Here is a 25,404-nt window from a genome sequence, read left to right as displayed (position 1 = left end):
TTGAAGCCTTCAAGAGACGGCCACCTTGTTCTCCCTGTAAGAACTCTGTTCTCTTATGCGCATTTTGCAGATCGGTGTCAACGCGTAAGAATGGTCTGTGAGGAAGTTGAACAGGGCAAAGTTTGCCTAAGCGTGTCCGGGCATTTGAGCGAGGGCGCTTAGACGAAAGCGCGTTTGCAGATGATGGCTTAAATGGACATCGGGCATATCAGCGAACAGAAACTTTACCCGAAAAGTGCCGGCCACTTTTCGGGATGCCATTTTAATTCACATGCCCGAAAGCACTTGAAATATCTCTCGTCAACCGAAGTAGCCGATTGACCAGCGCAGGATCTGGCACGTCTGGAATATGCTGAACAGAACCTACAAAGCCGATGCTGGCTATCAGCTTATTGTCGTAATTGATCACCGGCGCAGCCATGGCGTTTATACCCAACAAAGCCTCCTGCGGCGCAGAAGCGAACCCGTATTCACGTACCTTCTTCAATTCTTCTTCCAGAACGTCCCAACTGGTAATTGTATGTGGTGTAACTGGAGTTAGCGACGTCTTCTTCAACTCAGACAGGTTGCTACCCCCCATTGCCAGAAAGACCTTTCCCTGCGCTGAAGCATGCAATGCAAGATGGCTGCCGGTGCGCACACCGATCTCTATCTGATGCGTGCTTGGACAGGTTAGAACAACATAGGCAGAGGCTGGCATCGGCGTCGACAATACAACAGCCAACCCAGTTTCATTACGTGCTGCCAGCATAAATGGTAAAGCGATCGCCGTGATGTCATTCAGACTTTGTGCCTGCTGCCCGATCAGCCAGGCCTTGGGGCCAAGGCGATAGCGACTGGTCGATGGATCCTGCACAACAAGCCCGCGACTGATTAGCGTATGCAAGTGTTTGAACGCCGCACTTTTGGCAATTCCAAAGCTCTCAGCTATCTGCGTCACGCCGTCGCGTTCAGGGGAGAAAGCAACGTGTTCCAATATCCGCAGGCATAGTTCAGCGGCCTTAACATTGTCTGTTCCAGTCACGATCTCTCCTATTTCCAGTTTTACTACCCGCCTAGCGAATTGAATTTATTACACGATTTCTTCTTACTTAGATTTTTGATTCTTACGAATTACCAATTCACCTCATGAGTTTGCCATGTTGCTGTTGACAGATGCTAGCACGTCGTTTTTATTAAGAACAGAGTTCTCTATATGAGAACAATCTTGGGAGGGATTAAAATGAAAGCCTATTTTCTGGCGGCCATGTTGGGCGTAATGGCACACAGTGCGTATGCAGAACCGGTTACTCTTCGTTTGGGTCACGCAGTTTTTGAAAGTCATCCCAATCACGACACGGCCGTGCGTTTCAAAGAAGCGGTGGAGCGAATCTCGAACGGTGATGTCAAGATCGAGATTTTTCCCTCGCGGCAGCTTGGTGATGTGAGAGAGCTGATGGAAGGCGTCGAATTGGGAACAATCGACATGACCGTTAATTCCTCTTCAGCTCTCGCGACAATGATTCCAACTGTCAACGCATTGCAGTTGCCGGGGATCATCCCGGATTATGAAGGTTTTGCTAAGCTGGCGGTATCTGATTCCGCACGTGCAATCATGGATAAAATCGAAGACCACGGCATGATTGCGCTTGGGCTTTATGATGGTGGTCAACGTCACTTCTTGAGTGTTCGCAAGCCGGTTGAATCCTTGGCAGACCTTAAAGGCCTTAAAACACGGGTTCCACCTACTCCATTATTTATCGATATCTGGAAGACACTTGAAACCAATCCAACTCCAATGGCCTATGGCGAAGTCTACTCAGCTTTGGAAACCGGTGCACTCGATGCAGTAGAGATCAACCTGTCTTCAATTGACTCCGAGAAATACTACGAAGTCGCCAAAGGCGTCACATTGACCGGTCATTACTTCTGGCCCTCATTCCTCCTGATCAACAAAGATACGTTTGAAACATTGGATGCTGCCCAGCAGAAGGCCATGCGGGATGCTGTTGCAGAGACCGTTCATCCGCAAATCATGGCTGTCGCGGAACAGGACAAACGCGTCCTTGAAACACTGGCGCAACGCAATATCCCGGTAGTCAAGCCTTCAGCTGAAATGACAGAGCAAATGCGCGAAGTTTTTGCCCCCCTAGTTGAGAAATATAAGGCAAGCGATCCGCTGATTGCAGCCTTTGCTGATGAAGCTGCAGCCATCAATGGCGCACAGTAATCTCGACGCATCCAATCATCGGGATATGCAAAAATGAAGCGACTGCAACAATGCTACGTCATTGTGATCGAAAGCATCTGCCTTACAGGCATTACGCTGGTCACACTTCTTGGCGGCCTACAGGTCTGGTTCCGTTATGTGGCTGGCGATTCACTGGTCTGGTCTGAAGAACTAATGCGCGTGACAATGATCTGGATCGTTATGCTGGGCGCCGGTCTGGCATATTCACGCGGTCAGTTCCTTGGGATGCGGGTTCTGCTGGATTACCTTCCCTCCCCAATCCGCCGCGCCTGCGATTTTATATCATTAATAGGAATGCTGACTTTTCTCGGCTTCATCGCCTGGTACGGTTGGAAATTTGCAATGAAGACACAATTGCAGCTCTCTCCCACGCTCGGATTTTCTCTGTTCTGGGTCAATATTTCAATTGTTGTCGGATCGCTGCTTCTGGCGATCCATATCATTCTAGGTTCAATCTTTGGCGTGCAGGAAACGGAAATTCTGGAGGGGCACGAATGATTTGGCTCGGCGGTTTCTTCTTTTTCTTCCTGCTCATCGGCATGCCAATTGCCTTTGTTTTGGGAGCAAGTGCACTCGGCTATTTTGTTATGACCGAACAAACGCGGTTCCTGATCACGCTGCCACAGCGCATGATCGCAGGCATGGATATGTTCGTTCTGCTCGCCATTCCGCTGTTTATACTTGCCGGCAACGTGATGGACGTTGGTGGTCTGACAAAAAAACTGGTTGGGCTTGCCAATTCGGTGGTCGGACGCTTCCGCGGAGGCCTTTCATTGACCGCTGTATGGGGTGCGTTTCTCTTCGGCGGCGTGACGGGTTCTGCGGCTGCTGATGCAGCAGCACTTGGCACCGTATTGGTGCCGGATATGAAGCGTCAGGGCTATGATGTTGATTATTCCGGCGCTTTGATTGCTGTGTCATCACTGATGGCACCTCTGGTTCCGCCATCAATTGCGATGATCATTTATGGCGCTCTATCCGGCACATCGATCTCGGCATTGATGATCGCTGGTGTTGTGCCGGGTATTATTCTCGCTGTTGTGCTATCTGCTTACGCAATCTTCATCGCCAGAAAGCGCAATTATCCGCGTGCAGCTCCAATGCGCTTTTCTGAGATCATGCGCTCAGCAATCCATGCTATTCCGGTTATGCTGCTGCCAGTTATCATTGTTGTGGGCATTCGTGGCGGCATTTTTACGCCCACGGAAGCAGCAGCCGTTGCTGCTATCTACGCACTGATCGTGTCCGGTCTCATTTACCGGGCATTAACGCTGACATTTCTCAAACGTGCACTGGTTAATACAGCAATTCTCAGCGCGGCGATCTACGTGCTGATCGCAATGGCGAATGTGGTTGCCTTTATCTTCGCTGTTGAGCAGTTGCCGCAAAAAGCAGTCGCAGGGCTGACCACAATCTCAGACAACCCCCTGATCATTTTGTTGATGGTCAACATCATTCTGCTGATTTTAGGTATGTTCCTGGACACGATTGGCGTCCTCATTCTCACGGTTCCGGCTTTGACCGCCATCGGCACAACTCTGGGAATGGACCCTGTTCATCTGGGCGTAATGGTCGTGTTCAATGTCCTCATCGGCTTTGTAACGCCACCTGTCGGATTATGCCTGTTTGTTATTGCTGGCGTGACCCGAAGACCGATGGAAAAAATTGCACTTCATGCTCTGCCGATGATTGGCCTCGCCATTCTCGTTCTCGCACTCATCGCGCTTGTTCCTGAAGTTGTGCTGTCACTGCCACGTATGATGGGATGAAGGAAATATTATGAACCGCCTCGAAACCCGTATTGGTCGGCTGACGCTTAAAAACCCCGTTATAGCCGCTCCGGGTGAACATATGATCGATGCAGCTGGTATCCGATCTGCAATACTTAGTGGTGCCGGGGCAGTCGTGGGAAAATCCACGAATGAATCTGAGGCGGCCAAAGACCAGTTGACCCGAGCAGAATATGTTGCGCTCGGGGCTGACTGGCTGCCCGTACCATGGTCTGCTGATGCCCCACCAGCAACCATTCTTTCGCGCTCTGGCCTTCATCCGCTTGGCTTTGAAGACTGGCTGGCACAGTCGGTCGAAATGGATCAGTTGGCGCGCCAGAATGATTGTCTTTACGTAGCCTCGCTTATTCTCGCCCAGCCAGAACCAGCAGTAGCCATGGCAAAAGCGATTCAGGCTGCGGGATTTAGGGTTCTGGAATTTAATATAGGCACTCCTTATGCCAGTCAGGCCGCTAAGGGCGCTGTGTCTACAGAGCTTTCGCCTGAACGTGTGGGCGCACTGACCGCAATGATGGTTCAGGCACTCGATATCCCTGTCTGGATCAAGATCACAGGCCAAAGCGAGCGTGTACCAGAACTCGCTAAGGCAGCTTTTGCCTCCGGTGCAGAAAGCGTTGTTATGGCTGGTCGTGCGCTTGGAATGGTTCCGGATCTGGAAACGATGGCGCCGATATTGAGCACAAGCGGTGGTATAGGGGGGTTCTGGAACCTGCCCCTGACCTGTCACTGGCTGGCAAATACACGCACTCTAATGGGTCCTTCATCATCATTGATCGGTATTAATGGCGCTACAAGCGGCCATGATGTTGCGCGTATGGTACTGGCGGGTGCTTCGGCGGTCGGCATGTCTTCCGAAGTCATGCTGCGTGGTTGGCAGGTTCTTTCGGATGCGGTCAGTGAACTGGACGTCTGGTGTAAAGCCAAAGACGTGACTATCGCGGAAGTCATTGGCCGCGCGGCTGATGGGCGCAAACGATTTGCCGACATGCCGATACTGGATGAGCACTGGCGACATTTCATTCCATCGCCTTTGGATAACACGGGAAAAGCATCAGGAGATGTGTGACGTCGCGCACCGGAAATGATGAGCAATAACGCAAAAGTAAACAAAGGGCGGAACATATGATCCTGCGCGAACGCATTATGGCCGGGGAACTACTGGTTGGCCCGTTCCAGAAAACTCCCAGCCCACAGGTCACCGAATTGCTCGGTTTCGGTGGCGTCGATTTTATTATTGCAGATCAGGAGCATGCTCCCATCGGGATTGAAGCACTGGATCAGATAGCCATGGCCGGGCGTGCAGTCGGCTTGCCTGTTATGATCCGCGCAACCCTCGCATCGCCAGCCGCCATATGGCCTGCACTTGATCTGGGTTGTATCGGCATTATGGTTCCACATATTCGCAATGCATCCGACGCCAGTGCCGTTGCTGATGCAATGAAATACGCACGCGGACGTGGATTTTCCCCATCAGGCCGTGCAGGAGAATATGGTCGCATGCGCGCTGCGGATTACCGTGCTTTGTCCGACTCCCAGACTATCTTTCTGGCCCAGATCGAAGATGCCTGCGCGCTTGACGCACTCGACGAAATTGCTGCGGTACCCGAAGTGGACGTGTTGTTTATCGGGCCACAGGATTTATCATACTCGCTTGGCTGTTCCGCAGATGCACCAGAAATGCATGAAGCCATTGATCAGGTTATCGCTGCCGCTAAGCGACATGGAAAAGCATCCGGCTTTTTTGTTTCCGATGCGAGCCATATTCCAGCCCTCCACCATCGCGGCATGACCGTTTTTGTCTGTGGTTCCGATCAGGGACTACTTCGCAACGGAGCAAGCCAGCTGATGACCACGGTTCACAATTTCAAGGAGTAATAACATGAACATCCATCAGATCGACTGGTCTAAAATCGAGTGGAAAACTATTCGAGCCGGTGTCGAACAGAAAGCCTTTTCGGGCAACGCAGCGACTCTGGCTCTGCACCGCCTGCAGCCCGGTCACGAACCTAAGCCTCATAAACACACCAACGAACAGATCGCTTACATCGTTTCGGGCACCGCTGATTTCCACATTGGCGACACTGTCACGCGACTTGGGCCAGGTGGCATTGTTGTTATCCCTTCAGACACCATGCACCACGCAGTTGTGGTTGGGGATGAAGAGGTGATCAACATCGATGTTTTCACCCCAGCACGACCAGAATACGCACCTCTGCCCGAAGTCTAAAATCAAATCAAATCCCCCCAAGACGCAGCCTGAGACGGCTGCATGACTCACTTTGTGTCTGGAGACATTAAATGACACAGACCATGTTCATCGATGGAAAGTGGACTGCTGGTTCCGGCTCACGCCGCTTCCCTGTCGTTAACCCTGCAACTGGCGAGAAAGTAGCTGAAGTTTCTCTTGCTGAAATCGCAGATCTGGATGCCGCTCTCGAAGCTGCTGACCGCGCATTTGTCAACTGGGCGCGCACCTCTGCCTATGATCGCGCAGCTATACTCAAGCGTGCTGCATCCTTTGTGCGGGAACGTTCAGAAGAAATCGCTCAGGCTATTACGCGTGAACAGGGCAAGCCACTATCCGAAGCGCGCATGGAAGCAGGCAGCGCAGGCGATCATATTGAATGGTATGCGGAAGAAGCACGTCGCACCTATGGGCGGGTAATCCCTACCCGCCAGCCAGAGGTCATGCAGAACGTAATCCTTGAGCCGGTGGGTCCGGTTGCAGCTTTCAGCCCGTGGAACTTCCCGATTGGTCAGATTGTGCGCAAGATTGCGGGCGCACTGGCGGCGGGCTGCACAATCATTGCCAAAGCACCAGAAGAAACACCAAGCTGTGTCATCGCGCTGGTGCGTTGTTTTGAGGATGCGGGCGTTCCAGCAGGCGTACTGAACCTTGTTTTTGGCGTTCCGGCTGAAATTTCCGAGCATCTGATCCCATCGCCAATTATTCGCAAAGTTTCCTTCACCGGATCAGTTCCGGTCGGCCAACATCTTGGGGCACTGGCTGCAAAGCATCTCAAGCGTACAACAATGGAACTTGGTGGCCATGCACCTTTCATCGTCTGCGATGATTATAACGTTGCAAAAGCTGCCGCACTGGGTGCGGGTCTTAAGTTCCGTAATGCGGGACAGGTCTGCGCGTCTCCAACGCGATTTCTGATTCAGGAAGCCGTATTTGACACTTTTACAGAGGCTTTTGTCGGCCACGCGAAAGCATTGAAGCTCGATGCTGGAACAGTCGAAGGTGTTGGTATGGGTCCGGTTGCGCATGCCCGCAGACTGGACATGATGCAGGATCTCGTTGATGACGCAGTTTCACAGGGCGCAAAGCTTCTGACTGGGGGCGCACGTCATGGAAATATTGGGTTCTTCTTTGAACCGACGGTTCTTGCAGATGTACCGCCTTCAGCACGGATCATGAACGAAGAGCCATTCGGACCCATCGCGATCGTCAATCGCTTCGCCGAATTAGACGAAGCCATCAAAGAAGCCAACCGTCTCCCATATGGTCTGGCTGCTTTCGGCTTCTCAACCCGTAATGATCGCACTCATGCTATGGTTCGCGGCATTGAAACTGGCATGCTCTCGCTTAATCACTTTGGCCTTGCAGCCCCGGAAACGCCTTTTGGTGGGATTAAAGATTCCGGCCATGGCTCAGAGGGTGGCTCGGAGGGAATCCAGGCTTACCTGACCACCAAGTTTGTCTCACAGATGAATGGCTGATCTGATGGATAGCTTCGATCATATCGTGATCGGTGCCGGTTCAGGCGGTGCGGTTGTAACGCGCCGTCTTGTGGATGCCGGCCGTTCGGTGCTGCTGCTTGAAGCAGGTCCCAGTGATAAAACTCCTTTTGTACATATTCCAGGCACATTCGTGCGCGTTATTGGCTCGAAGCGAACCTGGCCTTACGCAACAGAACCGGAAGCAGGTGCGCTCGGCAGAGTGATGCACATCCCGCAAGGCCGAACGCTTGGTGGCTCATCCTCAGTCAATGCGATGATCTACATTCGCGGCGATGCGCAGGATTATGACGACTGGAACGCAAATGGCGCCAAAGGCTGGTCTTATGCCGATGTCCTGCCGTGGTTTCGCAAAGCGGAAGCAAACTGCCTGTTCGATAATGAGTACCACGGTACCAAAGGGCCTCTCACCGTATCGGATCCCGCACATCGTCATCCACTGGGTTATGCTTTTCTGCGCGCCGCGCAGCAAACAGGACTGCGGCTCAATCCGGATTTCAACGGCGAAGATCAGGAAGGCGTCGGCTTTTATCAGAGCACCACGAATGCCGGACGCCGGGCCTCAACCTCCGTCTGCTATCTGAAGCCTGTTCGAAAAAATAAGCTCCTTACGCTTCGTACCGGTGCACAAGTGCAGCGGCTGCTTGTTGATGGCGACCGGGTACATGGCGTCGAAGTGCGGATGCAAAACGGACAGGTGCTTCAATACACTGCCCGTCAAGACGTAGTTCTGGCGGCTGGTGGATTGGGCACACCGAAGATACTAATGCTATCAGGTATAGGACCTGAATCTTCGATCGTGCCGCACGGTATCAATCACATTCATCGTCTGGATGGCGTTGGCAAAAACTATCAGGATCATGTTTCAGCTTCTGTCTATGGCAGCCTAAAATCACCATTAAGCCTGTTCGGAGCAGATCGCGGGCTTAAAGCTGTCCAAAACATGAGCCGCTATCTACTCACCCGCTCTGGTGTGCTCGCGTCAAACGTCATCGAAACAGGTGGTTTTCTCGACACTTCCGGAAGTGGCAGGCCGGATGTCCAGATCCATGTCGTCCCGGCGCTTGTGGGGGATGCTGACCGCGCACCACCGCAACAGCATGGAATTTCTCTAAATCCGTGTTGCCTGCGCCCGACATCGCGCGGACAGGTGACACTCCGGAATCCAGATCCTGACGCACTGCCTGTTCTGCATGCCAACAATCTTACGACAGATGAAGATATACAAACACTGATGCGTGGTGTCAGCCTGTGTCGCCGTATTTTGCAAGCTCCAGCTTTAGCTGAGCACCTCAGCGGAGAGTTGGCACCAGGTACGGCAGGAGATACGGTCGAAGGGCTTGAAGAACACTGTCGCCGCTTTGCGAAGACAGTGTTTCATCCCTCATGCACTGCTCGTATGGGAACGGACGATCAGGCCGTTGTCGACCCGACGCTCAAGCTGCGTGGGCTGAAAGGTTTGAGAATTGCTGATTGCTCGGTAATGCCAGCGATTGTAAGTGGTAACACAAATGCCCCCACAATCATGATCGGTGAGCGATGCTCAGATTTCATTCTGAAGAGCAAATAAAAGTGCATCAGCAACAGCCCACCAGGAAACCTGTCTTAATACAATAGAAAATAGAACACCGATTTGAATGAAATCAGATCGGTGTCCTAAAGGCGACGGAAGTCACAAAAGAACTGCACTAGACTGCGGGATGACTACTAGGCTTCCAGACACATAGCCACGCCCATACCACCACCAATGCAAAGAGTGGCAAGACCCTTACGAGCATTTCTGCGCCTCATTTCATGAATAAGGCTAACAAGAATACGAGCACCTGAAGCACCGATTGGATGCCCAATCGCGATGGCGCCGCCATTCACGTTCACCTTATCAACATCCCAGCCCATGTCCTGATTTACAGCGCAGGCCTGCGCTGCAAAAGCTTCATTTGCTTCGATCAGATCGAGTTCGCTGGTGCTCCAGCCAGCCTTCGCAAGTGCTTTTCGCGATGCCGAAACTGGGCCGATCCCCATTACGGCTGGATCGACGCCAGCCGTAGCCCAGGAGGCAATCCGCGCGAGAATAGGCAGATTGCGCCGCTCTGCCTCAGCGTCCGACATGATAACAAGCGCCGCAGCGCCGTCATTTAAGCCGGAAGCATTTGCGGCAGTGACAGTTCCATTCTTTTCAAAAGCCGGACGCAGCCCTGCCATTTTTTCAGCACTGGCATCCGCCTTGATATATTCGTCGTTATTAACAACGATTGTTCCCTTCCTCGTTGCAATCGAAAAAGGCACGATCTCAGCGTCAAATCGCCCGGCCGCCTGAGCTGCCGCAGCCTTTTGTTGAGAGCGCAGTGCGAAGTCATCTTGTTGTTGGCGCGAAATCCCATACGCCTTTGCAACATTCTCAGCTGTAATTCCCATATGATACGAATTGAATGCATCCGTCAGCCCATCTGACAGCATGGTGTCAACGAGCGAAACGTCCCCCATCTTCGCTGCAACACGCAAATACTGACAATGCACAGACCGCGACATCGATTCCTGCCCACCAGCAATCATGATCCTTGCGTCGCCAGACGTGACTTGCTGCGCGGCCAGCGCCACTGATCGCAGCCCGGAACCACAGACCTGGTTGATGCCGAGGGCTGTCGTGCCATGCGGCAAACCCGCAAGAATACTGGCCTGCCGCGCAGGATTTTGCCCTTGACCGCCGGTAAGCACCTGACCAAGAATAACTTCGTCGATATTCTCTGGCGCTATGTCTGTTTGCTCAAGAATGGCCCTGATCACCGACGCGCCCAGCTCATGCGAAGGCGTCGCTGCAAATGAACCTAGAAAACTGCCAACAGCCGTGCGCTTCGCTGCGACGATTACTGCATCAGCCACGGCTCACCTCCCCAGCAGAAAGATGCACATCGAAGTCAGCCTCGGTTTTTGCCCTGATTTCGTCCAGTAAAACACCATCTGCCAGTTCAATAAGTGTCAGTTTCGGTGTACCATTTCTAACGACCGTGAAGACGCCCAAATCCGTGATGATTAGGTCTGCAACTCTTTTCCCTGTCAGAGGCAAGCTACACTCCTTTAGTATTTTAGGCTCGCCCTTTGCTTCGTGCTCCATGACTACGACGACACGCTTCACTCCCGCAACGAGATCCATGGCACCGCCCATGCCTTTTACCATCTTGCCCGGAATCATCCAGTTCGCAAGATCCCCACTCTCAGACACCTGCATAGCACCCAAAATCGACAAATCGATATGTCCGCCGCGGATCATCCCAAAGCTGTCAGCTGACGAAAAATAGCTTGTATTGGGCAGTTGCGTGATGGTCTGTTTGCCTGCATTGATCAGGTCGGCATCTTCGTCTCCATCAAATGGAAACGGACCCATCCCGAGCATGCCGTTTTCACTTTGCAAAGTGACTTGCACTCCATCAGGAATGTAGTTGGCGACCAAAGTTGGAATACCGATTCCGAGATTGACGTAAAAGCCGTCTTCGAGCTCGCGCGCAGCTCGTGCCGCCATTTCATTGCGTGTCCAGGCCATGTCAGGCTTCCTCCAACTTTCTTTCGACGACAGTTCGCTGCTCAATACGTTTTTCCACTTCGGGAGCAGCCACTATGCGCTGAACGAAAATCCCCGGCGTATGGATCATATCCGCATCAATCTCGCCAAGCGGAACAAGATGTTCAACTTCGGCGACTGTGACCCGCCCAGCCGTAGCCATCATTGGATTGAAATTACGTGCTGTCTTGCGATAAACAAGGTTACCTTCTGTATCAGCCTTCCAGGCATGAACGAGCGACACATCTGCCACAAGCCCGGTTTCCATCACGTAATCATCGTCATCGAACCGACGAACTTCCTTGCCTTCTGCAATCAGCGTTCCAACACCTGTTTTGGTGTAAAAGGCCGGGATCCCTGCGCCGCCTGCTCGGATACGCTCGGCCAACGTTCCCTGAGGATTGAATTCCAGCTCCAGCACGCCCGACAAAAACTGTTCCGCAAACAGTTTATTTTCTCCAACATAAGACGAGATCATCTTACGGATCTGCCTGGTTTCTAGCAAAACCCCGAGCCCAAAGCCATCAATGCCGGCATTGTTGGAAATCACAGTCAGGTCTTTAACTCCGGACAGGCGAACTGCTTCTATCAGAGCTGTCGGAATACCACACAATCCAAAGCCGCCGGACATGATCGTCATGCCGTCTTTGAGTACATCTGCAAGCGCCAGCGTTGCAGTTGAATAAACTTTTCTCATAAATCCTCCCGCCTGCCATCTCGTCTTCATATTAGGCAGGGCCGCATAAAATACGACTTGTCATGGGCCTCCGGTTAGCCGTATTAATACGGCACTTCTTCAGCCTTGAATTGCGCACGATTAGCTTTGAGGTCTCATGTTTTCTCTGCATGAAATTCCAGTTCCCATGGTCTACGCAACGTTCAGGATTATTAGGGATTGCAACACAGAGTTCCTGTCTCTCTTCGGCTACGTATCGTCCGATCTGATCGACAAGAGTTTCGCCCGTCTATATCCTAAGCATTCTGATTTCGTACGAACTGGCAAGATGTGGCAGGCACATATGAGCGGTGGTGACATTTATTACGACGAACGAATTATGACAGCGAGCGATGGCAGGCGGTTCTGGTGCAAAGTCCATGGACGCACTCGGTGTCCAGCCGATCCGTTTGCGGAGGCATTATATTGTTTCCAACCGATTAGCCGCCCTGTCGCCAGCCAGCGCATTCGTCTAACGGATCGCCAGAGGCAAATAGTAGCGTTGATGACTCAAGGAAAGACAAACGCGCAGATAGCAAGCGAGCTGAACATCTCGAGCAGAACTGTCGAGTCGCATCGTGCAAGACTGATAAAGTCATCCGGCGTAAAAAACACTGCTGAGCTCATAGCTCGATTCAGCAACAGCTGAAGATTTAACCTGGGCCGGAGCGGATTATTCTATTGGGCACGCGGATCGTCCATGCTTGGAGCGAGATGATGTCAGCGGAGAAGCGCCTACGAGCATCCAGCCTTGAAGTTGCAACAGTCTTAATTCCGAAAAGCGTATCGCAATCTTTTGCCGTCTGCCGTGGGAACCGCTAGCACCTTTAGAGGGAAACAGCGTGCCGAGAAGTAAAAGCAAACCTTGAGAAATTGCCGGAATGTCGGGCTTACTCTCTTACAATATTTCCTCGGGAATGCGCTGTTCTTCCAGTTATGGAGTTACTTTCAGCCTTACCAACTCCGGTTGTGGTGCCGGCGGTGGCGGCGGCGGGTAGTAATCGCCTTCAGCCATTTCGGCAATATTCGACTGTTACAGACCCCACTCCGGTGGGGTCTTTCGTTTCTTTTTCGAGACAAATTTTGTTTTTGAGACGTAAACCTGCAAGTCGCGTTTTGTGTCTATGGAGCAGAGATCATATCCAACTGATCGTTTGCTTTAGGTTTGGGTTTTATCGGGAACGTTCGGTGGAGGAGCATTCTCATAGCTTTGGTCTCTTTTTTGTCTGAACCTGCTGCGGTTCATGCAGATACTTAACGCCGGACTTTTTCAATTCACCTTAAATCTGAACTGCTTCAGCGAATGCACAAGGGACATGCTTGTGCTCACGCACCACGTGTTTTCCCCAACGTGTTGTCTCCTCGCCGCCGCTTCACAGCAAAACACGCTCAACCAAACCTTGACGCATCCGCCTTATCAGCTGTTCGCCTGATCTCTCACGGAGGGAATAGCCCCTTCGGTTAAGGAGTAAAACAACTTTTTCAACGGTACCAAACGGAAACATGTCTTAAGTCCATTGCTCTAGAGAGACCGCTGCCTAGCTCCCGCTGTTCAATGGTAGTGATCAGTGGTGCCCGATAAAAATCCGCCGAAATTATCGGCGGATTTATCACTGTCTTCAGTTCCTTGCAGCAACGACCACAACTTCAATCAACCGCTTCGGATCGCCAAGATCAGCCACCCCTATGGTAGCGCGGGAAGGTAGATCATCCCCATCGAGCCATTCAAGCCAGGCTTCGTTCATTTCCTCCTTTTTTGCCATGTCACTGAGATAGATGCGGGCAGAAACAAGCTGCGTTTTGTCGGAGCCACACTCCGCGAGGACTCCGTCCAACTTGGCGCATATCTGTTGGGTCTGTTCTTTCATGCCGAGCGAAATGTCGGTTGCCGCATGACCGCCGACGAAGATCAAGCCGTTATGTTCGACTGCCGCATGCATAATGCGATGCTTCCGGTAACGAGTTACCATGACTATACCTCTCTTACAGGTTCATTTGTTGGTTGGTGTGGATGTTACGCTGGCGCATAAACGCCTAAATCAATGCCAAGTGGTGCATCAGTCAGCAAATCCGCCAGCAACTTGCCAGCAAATGGTCCAATGGTGAGCCCTGCGGCACCAAGTCCATTACCAAGGGTCAATCCGGCAACATCCGGAACACGACCCAGAATAGGCTTCGCATTTCCGGATGCCGGACGGAAGCCGATCCGCGTCTCTATGTGCGTTGCGTTAGCAAGTCCGGGCGCCACTGCCAGCCCGGCATTCAGTACTTCAGCTTCACCACCTGCCGTCACACGATAGTCGAAACCGGAATTGTCCTCGCGCGTTGCACCGATAACCACACGAGAATCGTCGAAAGCCAACAAGTAATGGCTCCCCATCGGCAGAAGCACCGGCCAGTTCGAAGTCTGAACACCTGGCAGACGGAGGTGAATGATCTGCCCTTTCTGAGGCTCGACCGGATGGGTGAGACCAAGGGTGGCGAGAATCTGTGACGCCCATGCTCCTGCCGTCACAACGATTTCATCGGCCTCATACAAAGTGCCATCGCTTGCAATGCAGACAGGCTTTCCTTCCCTCAATGAGAGTGTGACACGGTCTTGACCGACTGTAGCGCCAAGAGAGACGGCCGCGCGCAAAATGGCTGCCGCCAACAACCGGGCATCCACGCGTGCGGCACCAGGAATGAATATTGCTTCCATCCCATCCCGCAAGGGTGGAAATTTCGCACGAGCAGCTGCTGAGCTTAGATGCTCGACCACGCCCGCTTCAGGAACATTTGCAACACGATGAGCAATGCGTTGAGCTGCAGCGTCAAATTCATGTCTGTCTTCCGCAACGACCAATGCGCCAACTTTGCCGTAGCCCAGGTCAGTTTCTCCAAAGGATTTAAGCCCGTCCACCAATGTTTCATAATAGGCAGCACCGGCGGCATACATGTCGTAAAATGCACCGTTCTCGAGCTTGGTTGCCCATGGGCACACGATGCCTGCCCCAGCGAGAGTGGCCTTACCTTCGTGCTGGGCATCAACGATTTCAACATTGATACCCTTCCGGGCGAGATGGTAGGCGGTACTGGCACCAAGTATACCCGCACCAATTATCAAAACTTTCATATTCGCTCCCATGCCAATGCGGTTCCCGACAGAACGTGTCCGGGAGCCACGAAATCTTGTTCTATTCAACCGTCACGCCTGAAAACCGGCTTGTACCGAAGATGGCAGGCTCAAAGCCCTTCACATTCTTGCTGACCGTTGTCAGCGTATCGGCTCCACCGAGAATGACCGCAGGCGCCTCCTCATGGAAACGTCTCTGCGCCTTCTCATAAAGTTCGATGCGTTTTTCCTTGTCGCTGACACGTCCAGCTTCATTCATGAGGCTGATAAATTCCTTGTCGCACCAGCCGCCCACATTGGATGGGCTTGGCTTGCCTTCGGAATCGCAGATAAAATAATTATTTGGAATCTGACTTGGGTCCGGGAAGTCATAAATACCGCCAAACATGGCAACCGGGGCTTCGCCTGCTCGGGCGCGCTGAACATACTCCCCCCATTCATAGGTAACAATTTCAGCCTTCACGCCAATTTTAGCCCAATCTGCCTGGATCATTTCTGCGGCGCGGCGGCCATTTGGCATGTAGGGGCGATAAACAGGAACAGCCCATACTTGTGTCGAAAATCCATCTGAATAGCCTGCTTCCTTCAGAAGTTCCTTGGCCTTTTCTGGATTATATTCGTGTGGTGGCAAGTCTTTGGCGTGCCCCCACAAGACAGGAGGGATGAGTGCCCCTGTAGCTACACCCATGCCGCTATAGACTGCGTCGACCAGTGCTGGCACGTTGATTGCTTCAGCGAGAGCTGTTCGCACGCGTTTGTCCTGAAACTTCTCGTCTCTAAAGTTAAAGTCAATGAACCCGGTTGAGGCCACCGGCGTTTGTCTAAGATCGAGGATGTCACTTTTCTCGATCATCTCGCGATCAGCGAGATTGGGGTAGAGTGCTATCTGACATTCGCCTGCCAAAGCACGCTGCAGCCGAACGGATGCATCCGTACTGATTGCCATGATAAGCGCATCGACCATTGGCGTGCGGCTCTTATCACCGATAGATGCGCCCCATGTTTCTTTGAATGGTATAAGCCGTATCATAGCATCCTGTTGATATGCTTGTAGGGCAAAAGGCCCGGTTCCAATGGGCTGCATATCAAAAGCTTGAGGCGTTCCGGCCTTTAACAAGACATCTGCGTATTCCGCTGAAGTTATAGCCAGCGATTGATGCGCCATAATTCCGATAAAAGGGGCCAGCGGCTCCTTCAACGTAAAAGTGACTGTGTAATCATCAATCTTTTTCACCGATTCCAGAATATCGGCAAGCTTGGTGTTGAACGTGACGTAGTTGCCGCCATTGATCTTGGCATAAGGATTGTCCGCCTTCATCATCCGGTCAAATGTGAAGATCACATCATCAGCGTTGAAATCGCGGCTCGGGTTAAATCCGGCGTTGGATTGCCACTTCACGCCTTTGCGAAGTGTAAATGTATAGGACCGTCCATCATCCGAAACTGTCCAGCTTTCGGCCAGCGAAGGCTCAATATCGGAGCTGGTCGCCTTCACGGATACCAGATTATCGTAAATGTTCGCGAGAACGTTAGACGTGGTGCCGTTGCTGCTCAGTTGTGGATTGAATATTTCTGGCGAACCTTCTACGCATACCGACAAGATGCCGGCATGGGCTGTTGTTGAAAGCGTCACAGCCATAAGGGCCGAACCCAGTGTGGCGGCAAAGACCGAAGTACGGACCAATGTCATGCTCATTCCCCTTTTTGGAACAAATCGCACCGGCGATCAGTCCATCTTGTTTTCAAGGAGAAAAGCGAGACAGGACATAATTGTCAAATATCAAATTATCCTATCATTATAACCAAAACTCATATTGCCGATTCATGATGAGAGTATCCATATGAATATCCGCCAGCTGGAAGCATTCCACAACACAATCGAAACCGGATCGGTAACGCATGCTGCGGAACGAATGCGAATATCGCAGCCAGCCGTCAGCAAGCTGCTTCGAAGTTTCTCGGACGCGTGCGGCTTCCAGCTATTTGTTCGAACAAATGGACGCCTTACACCGACACTTGAAGCACGGATGCTTGCAACTGAGGTTGCCAAGATGTTTTCAGGCACGGCACGTGTTGCTCGACTGGCCGATGCTGTACGCAATCAGGAGTGGGGCGAAATAACCCTTGTCGCTCCGCCTGCGCTGACCACTCGATTTCTGGCCCAATCCCTGGCACCTCTGCTTGCAGACCAGCCCGACATCCATTTTACCATGCGTAGTCTGCCCTCTCCGCGCATTATCGATCTTGTCGCGGCGCAGCAAGTCGATATCGGTCTGAGCGTATTGCCCTTCGAAAACCCCAATGTTGAAGCAGAGCGTCTCATACGTTTCGAAATGGTTTGTGTTTTGCCTGCAGGTCATCCACTGGCAGACAAAGCCGTTATCGATCTTGAAGACTTGAGCAGCGACCCATTCATTTCTCTAGCTCGCGATGACTGTTCACTAATGACGATTGACCGCGCTTTCCAAATCAAAGGTGTTCAAAAGAAAAACCGCATCGAAGTCCCGCTTTCCGAAACTGCCTGCTGTTTCGTAGCCAGCGGCGTGGGCGTTTCGATCGTCCCCTCGTTTGTCGGTTTGGATTTCGCTCCCGATATGTTGATTAGACGACGTATCGTTCCAGAAACAACGATTGATCTTTGGCTTCTTACGCCGAAAAATCACCCAAGATCTCTGGCTGCAAGCAAACTCATCGACTTTCTTCGACAGGTCATCGCACCCTTCGATGTGCGTCAATGACTGGGTAGCGGAAACGCTGGTTGATGTTGGAATTGACAAGATACCGATGTTCATGCATCCATATCCTTTATGAGCACCATACACGCAACACCGACGAGACAGGGCCGCAACCAGCGGACCGTTGGCGCGCGCGTGTTTGCAGGACGAGGTCTTCGCGTCCAGTCGTAAGCCGTGCTATCGCGCGACCGATTGGACGTAAAGCATTCACCTCATTCTTTTATGGCCACCATGGAGATTAGGCCATGCTCAGCATTTCGAACGTAAATTCTCTCGTGCACTGGGAGGAACGTGAAATCCTCCGGCGTGAAGAGTTCATCCGCCATTTCTCGGAGGAGGTGCGCTTCTTCCTTCGCTCCGTCAATCCAGCATGGGACATGCGTCGTGTTGAAGCGCCGACACTGATACCTCGGCAACTTATTTCCGATGCATATGAGAACGCTGACGTCTGGGTTCAGGAAAAGCTCGACCCTACTGAAACCGAACTTGTCCTTCGGCCCGAGACTACGCCTTCCACCTATTCCTATATGACGTATCTTCTAAACAATCACACTGGTACAAAATTGCCCCTCTGCGTATGGCAGGCTGGGCGTTCATATCGTCGGGAGCAGGAGCAAACGACTGCCCACATGCGGCTCAAGGAGTTCTGGCAGTTGGAGTTCCAAGCGGCTTTTACCTCTAACACCGGAATGGATTACCATTCCGCTTCTCTTGAAGCAGTGCGGAAGATGATTGCTAGCGTGATCAACCTGCCAACTCGCATCGTTGAGTCAGATCGCCTCCCGAGTTATTCGCAGATCACCATGGATATCGAGGTCGATAACGGGTTCAAATGGATGGAAGTTTGTTCAATCTCGCGCCGGACAGACTTCCCGCTAAAATTTTTGTCTCGAGCAAAAAGCGGCGAGGTTAGAGAGCATGACGTTCTTGTACTTGAGATAGCGATAGGCCTTGACCGCTGCCTTCATAACTGGGCAATTGCTGCGGAACGTGCCTGATTTTGCTGTCTGATAATATCTCGCCTCTGCATGAGTTGAGGCGAGATATCGGTATTTCCGACAACGGTTTTTCCCGGCAGATGGTTGAGTTTACTTACAATGTTGAGGCGCTTTCTCAACCCACATCTGCTGGACCTAAATGAGGTATACGACACGTAAAGGATAAAAGATTTAGGAACCTATTTACAAGACTTTCTGATAGTCCACACTAAAGGATAGATACAGGAACCCTTCGTACAATATTTCAAACCATTCCTTCGTGAGATTTTCCTTCCGGAGCAGACGTTGAACTAGCTCATTACGGACTGCGTGTCAGAGCGCTGAAGCAGTTCAAAACAGGCATCTGTCTGCATCATGCAGCTCAAGAACGAAGGAATTAGACCATGAAAGCTCTCACCGACAAGCTGTTGTCGCTTTCTGCATATTCGCATGACATTGATGTTCCGCTCGATCAGATCGATATTGCAGATTGGCTTTTCAATCTGCCTGAAGCAGAATACCAGCGTTGCTGCCCACCTGACCACATCGCTTGCGGCGCTACGTTCACCGACGACGGTCGCAAGATGTCGATCAACGTTGAAAAAATCGGCACCGGCTTGGTAATTCAGCATTATGTGGCAGAAGTAGCGACAGCTTCGTACTGTAAGATGAACTCAATTTCTGACGTGTTCACGCCAACTGGTGAGCGTACTCAGGTCAACGTTATCTGGGAACTGATCGGCGAAGCGATTGCGGGCAACCGCACCCGTTATACAAACAAGGTGACTTGTCATCCAACCGACGCGTTCATGACATTTATCGAACAACACGGACAAAGCTTCGAAGATGCCGCAGCAGCACGCCAAGCTGCAGGTGGAGATCACAATCATCGCGAAACGCCACTTTTTGCTGAAAGCATTGCTCGCAAGGCTCGCGAAAAGGCCCTGTCAAAATAAATACGATCGCTTTGGTCTTCTCAGGAAAGCGGATGACATTCGCTTTCTAGTTGACCAGTCAAGATTTTTGGTTGGAGCATCTCCTCACGGAGCTCTGGACCGAACAATGCCAGGATTTCACGATACGCTACGGGATTTTGACTGGCATGTTGGTAATAAAATTTGGAAACCAAACCGCAAGAACCCCACAACTTTATGGGGTTCTTGCGGAAGACGTGAGAACTACCTTGGAGCTGAACTTCATCGGCAGAACTATGCCGTCTGATGTCGTCAATTTTTTCGCATCAACGCGCCTGAAAGCCTGAACCTCATCGTCGTTGCATATCGGTTCGAAATCACTTGGAAGCACGATGTCATATGAGACTAGCAATTCCCGATGCATTCCTTGTGGACTAAAGTAAATACATGGGATGCGCTCACGTTGTATAACATCGGACATGAGTTCTGTAGTAATGCTGGCTTCTTCCCATCCCTCTTTAACAGCGGTTTCATGTAAACTTACATTGCTCGTTTTGCCTCCCGCCACCAACGTGTCCCAATGACCTGGCGCAGCGTTCGCGGTATCAGAACGTTGCGAAAGCCAGATTTGAACATTGGTGCTTTCAGATGTCTTTATGACGCCATTTACATGTACTTTCGTTGCCCGCAGCCCCAGAATTCGCAAGGCACTGCGGTCAATGGTGGCGACGGGTTCAGCATCAAAATGATAAAGAACGTCCATGACCTCATTTCGGTGGTCAACGATTAATCCGTCTGACCATAAGGCATCCCGGATCTACACCGACCGTTGCACCCTCACTTTGTTCCTTGTTTGGCGAGAAGTAAGACGAAGTAGATGCCGACGGGGAGCTGTGTTTGGAAGGCGTGCTGGGCTGCGTAATCGGCAGTTGTCAGCAACAGGCTTCCGGTGAGTGCGGATGGCATTAGGGTAACGCCTGCAGAACGGCTGATGCGGCGGGCAATCTGTGGGCTGCAAGCGCTATGAAGGCAATGGGACCAGCCGCAGCTGTGACGGTTGCGGTCAGGGCAACACCCAAGATCATCAACAGCAACCGCGTACGACTGGCATGCACGCCTGAGGCACGCGCTGCATCATCACCCATTTCCAGCTGTCGCATGGGGCATGCAAGCAACATGATCAGTGGAATGATCATTGCAAGAACAATATGGGCCCAATTCGCATCAGGAAATAGGCGTCCTAATTGGCTGCCCTTTCGACGGTTTCTGATCCTTCACATGCGCGATAGATGGCAAATCAGACAGGCGCGAAGTAATACTTGTGGAACCACAATTCGACAATGCACTAAGAACCGACGCCCGACTGCGCTGCCCGCCTTAAAGAATTAATCAAGTTCATTATTCTGACACAGAATGAACAAAAAATAATAAATTGGGATAGATCAGCCTTTTCTTTTGCTCTAGATTACAATCAGACTATATACCCAATATATATTGAATTAATAGAATTTCTTTTCTGTTCTCTAATAGCTTCTTCATATCGGATTTACATTGATTGGTCATAGAAATTATAGATATAAAACTGGTAAATATTACTATAATTGTTTTACTATAGAAATAATCGAATATGATAATATATTTTTCTTTTTTATTAATAATAAAGCAAGACGAAATTTCCGTTAAACAATTTCAAAGCGTAATATGTATTCTATGTCATCCTTATTTATCAAACGGCTGGAATCCGATGTTAATTTATAGAAAAACCAATACACGCATGGCTTAGCGATCCTTTAGATCATACGCCGGCCTGATAAACAGCTTGCACAGATATTACGTACCTCTGTCTTGCATTACAAAAGCGAAAAGGAGCGGCTGTGAAATCCAGAATGATGTTACTCTTTACTTCCGGCCTCGGTCTATTTTTATCTGATCCTGCAAATTCTGAGGGGCTGGTCCTACAGTTCAATATTGAAACCGGCGAACTGACCCCATTTGAACCGCACACTCAAGACGCGGATCGGGGCGCAATTCCGGCCAGTATTCTATCTCAGGCCGGAACTTACCGAGGACACCGGACTGTTCAGCCATCAAAATCAATTCTCGAAGCAATTGAAGCAACCGCCCAAAAATACGTAACCGCATCCGCCTTAGCGAAAGCCAATCTCACATCACATGAATGGATTGCTCTTTATCGCGCCAATATCGAGATTGAGAGCGGCTATAATACTGCTGCCGTCAGCAGAACGGGTGCAATCGGGCTTGGTCAATTAAGTCCGGAGACAGCAGCGCACCTCAACGTTGACATCAATAATCCCGCTGACAATTTACGCGGCTCTGCTGAGTATTTGGTAAGCCTACTTGATACTTTTGGTTCTCCCGATCTCGCCATCGCTGCCTATAACGCTGGTCCTGCTGCTGTCGTAAAAAATGGTGGCGTTCCACCGTATGGCGAGACCCGCGAGCACGTCCGTAAGGTCCTGGGCGTCTTTTTTCGATTACGGAAGCATTACGTTTAACCAATTGGAGAAATACTGCATGCATCGCACAAAGCGTATCACCGGGAAGGCGCAGGCTGCTGCTATTTGCCTGTCGGTCTTAGCAATCTATCTGAGCACGGTTGAGCCAACACTGGCAGCAAATATTGACCTTAGCCCTATTCAGCAGTTTCTCGATAGCATCGTGAAGTCTCTGACCGGACCTCTTGGAAAGACGGCTGCAACACTGGCCGTTGTCGCATCACTGCTAACTTGGTTCTTTGGCATCATCGATTTTCGCCAGTTGTTATGGATTGTGGTTGCCATCGTTTGCATCGGTTCTGCTTCGACGATCGTCAGCAGTCTGTGGGCTGGTGCTTAGCAAATCTCCGAATGGTGGAGGAGCTTTCCTTCGCCATTACATCGATAATTTATGGAGATGGATGTGCTTGAGCGTGACGAAATATACAGAGGCTTGCTTAAGAAGCCATCTTTTCTTTTTCTACCACTGCTTGATTTTGTGTGTTTTATTTCAGTCAGCGGGCTTTTGTTTATGTGGTTCCAGTCCTTCTACATTCTGATCGCGATAGCATTACTTTACGTCATTTTACTTGTCGCCTCTAAATGGGACCAGAACTTCCTGCATGTGATCTGGATCACCTCTAAAAATATCAAACGCAGCAAAAATGCCCGGCTTTGGGGTGGTGTGTCTTATGAACCATAAATTCAAACTTGCTTCACGCGGCTTTCGTGATCTTTATTTCTCATCGGCAGGTAAGAGGATTTTTCCCCGCGCCATGGCGCACGAAGAGCAATTCGAAGACTACCTGCCCTATGCGTTCTTGCTGGCAGATGATGTCACTTTACAGACAAAAGAGCGGAAGTTCATTCAATGCATTAGGCTCGATGGAATTAATTCTTCGAGCTCCAGCAATGCGACCATCGATGGCCTTAAAAAGCTGTTTGCTTCTGTCGTTGCCAATTCGGATGAACAGTTCAGCTATTATGTGCATAGCATCTCGAAAAACATCAAATATGCGCCGACAGAGATTCGTGGTAATCAGTTTGCCAGAGAACTGGATGACAAATGGCTTTCGCACTTAATGCGAAAAGGCCACAAAGACACATCCATTACGATTTCCGTCATTTCTTCATCCTCTCTGTTGATGAAGTTTGGCGGACTGGCTGAGAGTATCCGTTCCTTGCGCGGAGATCAGGCACTACCGAACCGCTATGATGCCCATCATGCCGACAGTCGCGAGCGTATTACACGCCTTGGTGAATTAACTGCGCTGATCTGTTCAGCTTTTGCTGCGCAAAATGCGCGGGTACTAAACGGCAAAAGCGGCGAATTAATTGGCTATCTGGAAAGCATCGGTTGTGGGATTGAAACCAGAGCCTATCCTCTGGAAGAATGCGCTATTCTGTCACGATCTATCGCCAATTATCGACCAACGCAGAACGGCACAATCATCCTGATTTCTGGTGGCTCGGTTTCAAACCGCATCGGCCGCATATTCACAATCAAGGATTACCCGCGGAGCTCTTATGCTGGTATTTTTGACGACTTGAAGTTGCCGCTCGATTTTGTCCTGACAAACTCCTTTGTACCGGTCGCTGATGAGAGTGCAAAGGAGCTTTTTCGGCGGACATTGGCGCAGCGCGTAAGCGTCAATGACGCGGCGGTGACTGATCAGCATCAGATGGCGCAAGGCCGAGATCGGATAGCGAGTGGCCTTGAACGTCTTGGATCGCATCATATGACAATCGCTATCTATGCTGAAACAGGTGATGAAATCGAGAAGGCCTCCGCCGAGATCCGCGCAGCTGCACAGGAAGCCGGGGCAAAAGTTGTTACGGAAGCATTTGCCGGTATGGGACATTACTTTGCTCAGTGGCCGGGCAATGAACATTTTCGTGCTCGCACCGGGCTTGTAACCAACCAGGTCTTTGCCGGTATGGCAGCGTTTCATCGAACTCCGACAGGCCTTGATGGTCATAATCTGCCATGGCGCGCACCGATTACTGCATTTCCCACACCCGGCAATGGCATCTATAAATTCAGTTTCCACCCCAAAAGCAGTCCTGATGCGGAACCACCGGCGGCCCATACCGCAATGTTTGGCGATATGGGTTCGGGAAAAACGGTTCTGATCAACTTTCTGACTGCGCAGTCGCGTCGGCTTGGAGTACAGACCTTCCTGTTTGATTATCGTCAGGGCATGGAAACCGCCATCAAGGCCCTGTCGGGCAGCTATACAAAAATTTCGCCCGAGCTGCCTACCGGTCTCAACCCGCTCTATGGGCAGACGGACCCCGAGGGTCAGGCATGGTTAACTGACTGGCTGATCGCGCTTTTTGATAGAGATGACAAGAGATTCACCGCCTTGCAGCGGCAGGCGATTTCCGATGCTGTAAGCGGCAATGCCAAAGCCCCCGATCATTTGCGCAATTTCAGAAACTTTCCGGACTTGTTTGCGCATATTGATGATGACGGAGAATTACAACAGCGCATTCGCGAATGGTGTACCGATGGCCGTTATGGTTGGGTGTTTGGTGAAAACAGCGTCGAAGAATTCAGCCTGAACAATCCGGTCATGGGCTTTGACATGACCACTGTGCTTGATAGCGGCCATGAGAAAGAAAAGACCGCTATTCTTGGTTATTTGTTCCGGCTGATTGAGCGCAAATTGCAGGATAAACAGCCGACTTTGATCGTCATTGATGAGGCGTGGAGTGCGCTCAATACCGATTACTTTGCAAGAAAGCTGCAAACCTGGCTAGTAACCGCTCGCAAGCTCAATGCCGTAGTGATGCTGGTTACACAGTTTCCCTCACAAATATCCGAATCCCGCCTTGGACCATCAATGTTTCAGGCAATCCGCACGCATATTGTCCTTCCGAACCGCAATGCCGATGCCAGCAATTACGACGCCATCCGGCTCAATGAACGCGAGTTGCAAACCGTACTGAACAGCCCTGCAGGCACCCGTATGGCATTGATCCGCAATGACACTGAATCCATCGCCGTCAATACTGATCTGACCTGTTTGGGCGAGCATTTGAGTATCCTTGGAGGTGGACCATCCGGACAAAAAGCGTTTCAAGAATACATTTCCCGAGGCTCCCATGATTAAACTTGTAGCCAGCCTTT

Annotated in this window: 24 protein-coding genes and 1 pseudogene; 16 read left to right on the top strand and 9 right to left on the bottom strand. The window is 51.0% G+C overall.

From position 1 onward, the window contains the following. Nucleotides 1–262 precede the first annotated feature (262 nt). Nucleotides 263–1,024, bottom strand: coding sequence for an IclR family transcriptional regulator (locus KMS41_20290; GenBank protein QWK80910.1), 762 nt, complete (start codon nucleotides 1,022–1,024; stop codon nucleotides 263–265). Nucleotides 1,025–1,222: 198 nt separating this feature from the next. Here KMS41_20290 and KMS41_20285 point away from each other — a divergent pair, with 198 nt between their 5' ends. The 8 genes from KMS41_20285 (at nucleotide 1,223) to KMS41_20250 (ending at nucleotide 9,334) form a co-directional block, all read left to right on the top strand. Next, on the top strand, nucleotides 1,223–2,209 hold the full coding sequence (locus KMS41_20285; protein QWK80909.1) for a TRAP transporter substrate-binding protein: 987 nt from the start codon (nucleotides 1,223–1,225) through the stop codon (nucleotides 2,207–2,209). 33 nt (nucleotides 2,210–2,242) lie between these two features. Next, nucleotides 2,243–2,728 carry a TRAP transporter small permease gene (locus tag KMS41_20280; GenBank protein QWK80908.1) on the top strand — a complete coding sequence of 162 codons (486 nt, stop codon included), beginning with the start codon at nucleotides 2,243–2,245 and terminating at the stop codon, nucleotides 2,726–2,728. Further along, complete coding sequence (locus KMS41_20275; GenBank protein ID QWK80907.1) at nucleotides 2,725–3,999, top strand: TRAP transporter large permease; 1,275 nt, start codon at nucleotides 2,725–2,727, stop codon at nucleotides 3,997–3,999. The genes KMS41_20280 and KMS41_20275 overlap by 4 nt, the downstream gene beginning before the upstream one ends. A 10-nt stretch (nucleotides 4,000–4,009) precedes the next feature. Further along, entirely contained in the window at nucleotides 4,010–5,086 is a 1,077-nt protein-coding gene (locus tag KMS41_20270) for a hypothetical protein (GenBank protein QWK80906.1), read from the top strand. A gap of 56 nt (nucleotides 5,087–5,142) precedes the next feature. Further along, complete coding sequence (locus tag KMS41_20265) at nucleotides 5,143–5,895, top strand: aldolase (GenBank protein ID QWK80905.1); 753 nt, start codon at nucleotides 5,143–5,145, stop codon at nucleotides 5,893–5,895. A gap of 4 nt (nucleotides 5,896–5,899) precedes the next feature. Next, nucleotides 5,900–6,247, top strand: coding sequence for a cupin domain-containing protein (locus tag KMS41_20260; protein QWK80904.1), 348 nt, complete (start codon nucleotides 5,900–5,902; stop codon nucleotides 6,245–6,247). Nucleotides 6,248–6,318: 71 nt separating this feature from the next. Then, the gene (locus KMS41_20255) at nucleotides 6,319–7,746 is read left to right on the top strand and encodes an NAD-dependent succinate-semialdehyde dehydrogenase (protein QWK80903.1); all 1,428 of its coding nucleotides are present in this window, start codon (nucleotides 6,319–6,321) and stop codon (nucleotides 7,744–7,746) included. Between the two features lie 4 nt (nucleotides 7,747–7,750). After that, nucleotides 7,751–9,334 carry a GMC family oxidoreductase N-terminal domain-containing protein gene (locus KMS41_20250; GenBank protein ID QWK80902.1) on the top strand — a complete coding sequence of 528 codons (1,584 nt, stop codon included), beginning with the start codon at nucleotides 7,751–7,753 and terminating at the stop codon, nucleotides 9,332–9,334. Nucleotides 9,335–9,471: 137 nt separating this feature from the next. On the opposite strand, the gene KMS41_20245 is transcribed toward KMS41_20250, so the two are convergent. Genes KMS41_20245 through KMS41_20235 form a run of 3 tightly spaced genes read right to left on the bottom strand, consistent with a single transcriptional unit; the run spans nucleotide 9,472 to nucleotide 12,017 of the window. Beyond that, nucleotides 9,472–10,644, bottom strand: a complete 1,173-nt coding sequence (locus KMS41_20245) for an acetyl-CoA C-acetyltransferase (GenBank protein ID QWK80901.1) — start codon at nucleotides 10,642–10,644, stop codon at nucleotides 9,472–9,474. After that, nucleotides 10,637–11,302: a 3-oxoacid CoA-transferase subunit B gene (locus KMS41_20240; GenBank protein QWK80900.1), complete on the bottom strand. Its 666-nt coding sequence runs from the start codon at nucleotides 11,300–11,302 to the stop codon at nucleotides 10,637–10,639. The genes KMS41_20245 and KMS41_20240 overlap by 8 nt, the downstream gene beginning before the upstream one ends. A gap of 1 nt (nucleotide 11,303) precedes the next feature. Beyond that, the gene (locus KMS41_20235) at nucleotides 11,304–12,017 is read right to left on the bottom strand and encodes a CoA transferase subunit A (GenBank protein QWK80899.1); all 714 of its coding nucleotides are present in this window, start codon (nucleotides 12,015–12,017) and stop codon (nucleotides 11,304–11,306) included. 136 nt (nucleotides 12,018–12,153) lie between these two features. On the opposite strand from KMS41_20235, the gene KMS41_20230 reads away from it, so the two are divergent. Then, entirely contained in the window at nucleotides 12,154–12,684 is a 531-nt protein-coding gene (locus KMS41_20230) for a PAS and helix-turn-helix domain-containing protein (GenBank protein QWK80898.1), read from the top strand. A gap of 970 nt (nucleotides 12,685–13,654) precedes the next feature. Here KMS41_20230 and KMS41_20225 read toward each other — a convergent pair. The 3 genes from KMS41_20225 to KMS41_20215 all read right to left on the bottom strand — a co-directional run bounded on the left by KMS41_20225 (nucleotide 13,655) and on the right by KMS41_20215 (nucleotide 16,840). Further along, nucleotides 13,655–14,005 carry a RidA family protein gene (locus tag KMS41_20225; protein ID QWK80897.1) on the bottom strand — a complete coding sequence of 117 codons (351 nt, stop codon included), beginning with the start codon at nucleotides 14,003–14,005 and terminating at the stop codon, nucleotides 13,655–13,657. A 44-nt stretch (nucleotides 14,006–14,049) separates the two neighbouring features. Continuing rightward, nucleotides 14,050–15,150, bottom strand: coding sequence for an FAD-binding oxidoreductase (locus tag KMS41_20220; GenBank protein ID QWK80896.1), 1,101 nt, complete (start codon nucleotides 15,148–15,150; stop codon nucleotides 14,050–14,052). 61 nt (nucleotides 15,151–15,211) lie between these two features. Then, nucleotides 15,212–16,840, bottom strand: a complete 1,629-nt coding sequence (locus tag KMS41_20215; GenBank protein ID QWK80895.1) for an ABC transporter substrate-binding protein — start codon at nucleotides 16,838–16,840, stop codon at nucleotides 15,212–15,214. Between the two features lie 151 nt (nucleotides 16,841–16,991). Between KMS41_20215 and KMS41_20210 the strand changes: the two genes are divergently transcribed. The 3 genes from KMS41_20210 (at nucleotide 16,992) to KMS41_20200 (ending at nucleotide 19,818) form a co-directional block, all read left to right on the top strand. Continuing rightward, a complete protein-coding gene (locus tag KMS41_20210) occupies nucleotides 16,992–17,888 on the top strand; it encodes a LysR family transcriptional regulator (GenBank protein ID QWK80894.1) in 897 nt (298 codons plus the stop codon). A 242-nt stretch (nucleotides 17,889–18,130) separates the two neighbouring features. After that, nucleotides 18,131–18,883 carry a hypothetical protein gene (locus KMS41_20205; protein QWK80893.1) on the top strand — a complete coding sequence of 251 codons (753 nt, stop codon included), beginning with the start codon at nucleotides 18,131–18,133 and terminating at the stop codon, nucleotides 18,881–18,883. 383 nt (nucleotides 18,884–19,266) lie between these two features. Further along, the gene (locus KMS41_20200) at nucleotides 19,267–19,818 is read left to right on the top strand and encodes a hypothetical protein (GenBank protein ID QWK80892.1); all 552 of its coding nucleotides are present in this window, start codon (nucleotides 19,267–19,269) and stop codon (nucleotides 19,816–19,818) included. A gap of 193 nt (nucleotides 19,819–20,011) precedes the next feature. Here KMS41_20200 and KMS41_20195 read toward each other — a convergent pair whose 3' ends face one another. Continuing rightward, nucleotides 20,012–20,539, bottom strand: a complete 528-nt coding sequence (locus tag KMS41_20195) for an NUDIX domain-containing protein (protein QWK80891.1) — start codon at nucleotides 20,537–20,539, stop codon at nucleotides 20,012–20,014. Between the two features lie 74 nt (nucleotides 20,540–20,613). Next, nucleotides 20,614–20,972, bottom strand: a pseudogene (locus tag KMS41_20190) (iron chelate uptake ABC transporter family permease subunit). A 678-nt stretch (nucleotides 20,973–21,650) separates the two neighbouring features. On the opposite strand from KMS41_20190, the gene KMS41_20185 reads away from it, so the two are divergent. From KMS41_20185 to KMS41_20170, 4 genes are all read left to right on the top strand, one after another. After that, complete coding sequence (locus KMS41_20185) at nucleotides 21,651–22,292, top strand: lytic transglycosylase domain-containing protein (GenBank protein ID QWK80890.1); 642 nt, start codon at nucleotides 21,651–21,653, stop codon at nucleotides 22,290–22,292. Nucleotides 22,293–22,311: 19 nt separating this feature from the next. Beyond that, the gene (locus KMS41_20180) at nucleotides 22,312–22,632 is read left to right on the top strand and encodes a TrbC/VirB2 family protein (GenBank protein QWK80889.1); all 321 of its coding nucleotides are present in this window, start codon (nucleotides 22,312–22,314) and stop codon (nucleotides 22,630–22,632) included. A gap of 63 nt (nucleotides 22,633–22,695) precedes the next feature. After that, nucleotides 22,696–22,974, top strand: coding sequence for a VirB3 family type IV secretion system protein (locus KMS41_20175; protein ID QWK80888.1), 279 nt, complete (start codon nucleotides 22,696–22,698; stop codon nucleotides 22,972–22,974). Continuing rightward, the gene (locus KMS41_20170; protein ID QWK80887.1) at nucleotides 22,964–25,387 is read left to right on the top strand and encodes a type IV secretion system protein B4; all 2,424 of its coding nucleotides are present in this window, start codon (nucleotides 22,964–22,966) and stop codon (nucleotides 25,385–25,387) included. The genes KMS41_20175 and KMS41_20170 overlap by 11 nt, the downstream gene beginning before the upstream one ends. Nucleotides 25,388–25,404: the final 17 nt, after the last annotated feature.

The sequence above is a fragment of the Ochrobactrum sp. BTU1 genome, assembly GCA_018798825.1.
GTDB lineage: Bacteria > Pseudomonadota > Alphaproteobacteria > Rhizobiales > Rhizobiaceae > Brucella.
This window is presented reverse-complemented; position numbering and strand designations above follow the sequence as displayed.

Excerpts from the sequence above, each read along its gene's own strand:
- KMS41_20285 (QWK80909.1), top strand. The coding sequence starts at position 1,223 with ATGAAAGCCTATTTTCTGGCGGCCATGTTGGGCGTAATGGCACACAGT.
- KMS41_20280 (QWK80908.1), top strand. The coding sequence starts at position 2,243 with ATGAAGCGACTGCAACAATGCTACGTCATTGTGATCGAAAGCATCTGC.
- KMS41_20275 (QWK80907.1), top strand. The coding sequence starts at position 2,725 with ATGATTTGGCTCGGCGGTTTCTTCTTTTTCTTCCTGCTCATCGGCATG.
- KMS41_20270 (QWK80906.1), top strand. The coding sequence starts at position 4,010 with ATGAACCGCCTCGAAACCCGTATTGGTCGGCTGACGCTTAAAAACCCC.
- KMS41_20265 (QWK80905.1), top strand. The coding sequence starts at position 5,143 with ATGATCCTGCGCGAACGCATTATGGCCGGGGAACTACTGGTTGGCCCG.
- KMS41_20260 (QWK80904.1), top strand. The coding sequence starts at position 5,900 with ATGAACATCCATCAGATCGACTGGTCTAAAATCGAGTGGAAAACTATT.
- KMS41_20255 (QWK80903.1), top strand. The coding sequence starts at position 6,319 with ATGACACAGACCATGTTCATCGATGGAAAGTGGACTGCTGGTTCCGGC.
- KMS41_20250 (QWK80902.1), top strand. The coding sequence starts at position 7,751 with ATGGATAGCTTCGATCATATCGTGATCGGTGCCGGTTCAGGCGGTGCG.
- KMS41_20240 (QWK80900.1), bottom strand. The coding sequence starts at position 11,302 with ATGGCCTGGACACGCAATGAAATGGCGGCACGAGCTGCGCGCGAGCTC.
- KMS41_20235 (QWK80899.1), bottom strand. The coding sequence starts at position 12,017 with ATGAGAAAAGTTTATTCAACTGCAACGCTGGCGCTTGCAGATGTACTC.
- KMS41_20230 (QWK80898.1), top strand. The coding sequence starts at position 12,154 with ATGTTTTCTCTGCATGAAATTCCAGTTCCCATGGTCTACGCAACGTTC.
- KMS41_20225 (QWK80897.1), bottom strand. The coding sequence starts at position 14,005 with ATGGTAACTCGTTACCGGAAGCATCGCATTATGCATGCGGCAGTCGAA.
- KMS41_20220 (QWK80896.1), bottom strand. The coding sequence starts at position 15,150 with ATGAAAGTTTTGATAATTGGTGCGGGTATACTTGGTGCCAGTACCGCC.
- KMS41_20215 (QWK80895.1), bottom strand. The coding sequence starts at position 16,840 with ATGACATTGGTCCGTACTTCGGTCTTTGCCGCCACACTGGGTTCGGCC.
- KMS41_20210 (QWK80894.1), top strand. The coding sequence starts at position 16,992 with ATGAATATCCGCCAGCTGGAAGCATTCCACAACACAATCGAAACCGGA.
- KMS41_20205 (QWK80893.1), top strand. The coding sequence starts at position 18,131 with ATGCTCAGCATTTCGAACGTAAATTCTCTCGTGCACTGGGAGGAACGT.
- KMS41_20200 (QWK80892.1), top strand. The coding sequence starts at position 19,267 with ATGAAAGCTCTCACCGACAAGCTGTTGTCGCTTTCTGCATATTCGCAT.
- KMS41_20195 (QWK80891.1), bottom strand. The coding sequence starts at position 20,539 with ATGGACGTTCTTTATCATTTTGATGCTGAACCCGTCGCCACCATTGAC.
- KMS41_20180 (QWK80889.1), top strand. The coding sequence starts at position 22,312 with ATGCATCGCACAAAGCGTATCACCGGGAAGGCGCAGGCTGCTGCTATT.
- KMS41_20170 (QWK80887.1), top strand. The coding sequence starts at position 22,964 with ATGAACCATAAATTCAAACTTGCTTCACGCGGCTTTCGTGATCTTTAT.